The organism is Gluconacetobacter entanii (genome assembly GCF_003206495.1).
GTDB classification, from domain to species: domain Bacteria; phylum Pseudomonadota; class Alphaproteobacteria; order Acetobacterales; family Acetobacteraceae; genus Novacetimonas; species Novacetimonas entanii.
Genome location: NZ_NKUF01000112.1, coordinates 1 through 1,765, shown reverse-complemented (window position 1 = coordinate 1,765; position 1,765 = coordinate 1). Strand labels below are relative to the sequence as shown.

Below are 1,765 nucleotides of genomic sequence, written 5' to 3'. Positions count from 1 at the left end.
GCGCAGTGTGACGGGATGGTCCACCAAGATCGTCGCCATGACTGACGCCCTGGGCAATCTGGTTCGCTTTACGCTTATCCCCGGCCAGCATTACGACACAGTCGGGGTGGCGCCGCTTCTTGAACAGGCGGATTTCAAGGGACTTCTTGCCGACAAGGCATTCGATGTGCACTGGATCGTGGACACCATACGCGCGCAAGGGGCCTGCATGGTCATTCCCCAGCGTCGGAACCGCCTCGACAGGCGACCCTTCGATGGAGCCCTGTTCAAGGCGCGCCATCTCATCGAGAACTTCTTCTGCAAGCTCAAGGAGTTCAAGCGCATCGCCATGCGAAGCGACAAGACCGACAGATCATTCGCAGCGATGATTTATCTCACCGCAGCAATCATCAATTCGCGTTAATTCCCAACAGACCCCAGAAAGCTTCGAAAGACGCAGCATTTTTTGAGAAAAGTCAGCCCCTCGCCGCTACAGCAGCGCATGCACGGCCCTGCGCAGGGCGGGCAGGACTTCCTCCCCAAACCATGGGCTGCGGCGTTCCCATGCGCCGGTCCGCCATGACGGGTGTGGCAGGGGAAAATATTGCGGCAGGAAATCGCGGTAATGCCGTACGCGGTCCTCCACCTTGCCCGGCCCCAGCACATAATTCTGCGCATAGGATCCGACAAGCAGCGTCAGGCGGATATCGGGCATCAGCGCCAGGACCCGGTCGCGCCATAATGGGGCACATTCCCGGCGCGGGGGTCTGTCGCCTCCCTTTGGCATACGGCCGGGATAGCACATGCCCATCGGCATGATGGCGATGCGTGTGGAGTCGTAGAAAGTCGCGCGGTCGATCCCCAGCCAGCCACGCAACCGGTCGCCAGAGGCATCATTGAAGGACTGTCCCGTTTCATGCACGCGCGTGCCGGGGGCCTGGCTGGCAATCAGGATGCGCGCGGTGGGAGAGACATGCAGCACGGGACGCGGGCCAAGCGGCAGGACAGCGGCACATGCGGTACAGGCGCGGATGTCGCGCACCAGTTGTTCCAGCGCCTGCGCCCCGGCGTCGGCGCTGGCTGGCGGGGTGGGCGGGGGCTTCATGACCCGGTGATCTCGCGCACCCACCGGGGCACGGTTTTCGTGGCGGGGCCAAGCACTGTCTGGTCGAACAGGTCGGTCCCGGCGGAACGCTCCATGTTGAATTCCATTGTGTCGGCATGCGTGCGGGCCAGTTGCACAAATCCCGCCGCGGGATAGACCACGCCCGACGTGCCGATGGCCACGAACAGGTCACACGCCTGCAATGCCGCCTCGATCCGGGCCATGTGATAGGGGATTTCCCCGAACCAGACGACATCGGGCCGCAGCGTGGGACGATGGCAGTGCGGGCATGGGGTCTGGGGCAGGCAGTCGCCATGCCATGCTGGCGTGGCCCCGCAGGACGTGCAGCGCACCCGCATCAGTTCCCCGTGCATGTGCACGACATTGCGGCTGCCCGCGCGTTCATGCAGGTCGTCGATGTTCTGCGTGACAATCAGGATCTCGCCATCCCACGTTCCCGTGGCGGCACATTCCTCCATATGAGCCAGCGCCCTGTGGGCCGCATTGGGCTGCACATCGGCAAGCCCGGCGCGCAGGGACTATCCTGAATTTTGTGCGGTGTGGTGATAAATTGCTCGAAGGGGAGCCCCCGCATGAGCATTGATAAAGACCTCCTGGACCGCCTGATGGAAGGACGTTCACCCGGCGACCTGTTTGGCAAGAACGGCATACTCTCGGAAT

General features: G+C 62.8%; 2 protein-coding genes and 1 pseudogene. 1 reads left to right on the top strand and 2 read right to left on the bottom strand.

Going from position 1 to position 1,765, the window contains the following annotated elements:
- Window positions 1–403: IS5 family transposase (locus tag CFR72_RS16695; protein ID WP_146220780.1), on the top strand; the 403-nt coding region annotated here is incomplete at its 5' end.
- Window positions 404–469: 66 nt separating this feature from the next.
- Here CFR72_RS16695 and CFR72_RS16690 read toward each other — a convergent pair.
- Together CFR72_RS16690 and CFR72_RS16685 are read right to left on the bottom strand one after the other, a co-directional pair.
- Window positions 470–1,084, bottom strand: coding sequence for a uracil-DNA glycosylase family protein (locus CFR72_RS16690; protein WP_110914808.1), 615 nt, complete (start codon window positions 1,082–1,084; stop codon window positions 470–472).
- Window positions 1,081–1,620: pseudogene (locus CFR72_RS16685) on the bottom strand (Sir2 family NAD-dependent protein deacetylase); the annotation flags it as partial. The gene CFR72_RS16690 and the pseudogene CFR72_RS16685, both read right to left, overlap by 4 nt.
- Window positions 1,621–1,765 lie beyond the last annotated feature (145 nt).

What these genes read in the sequence shown, in the direction of transcription:
- CFR72_RS16690 (WP_110914808.1), bottom strand. Translation starts at nt 1,084, where the DNA reads ATGAAGCCCCCGCCCACCCCGCCAGCCAGCGCCGACGCCGGGGCGCAG.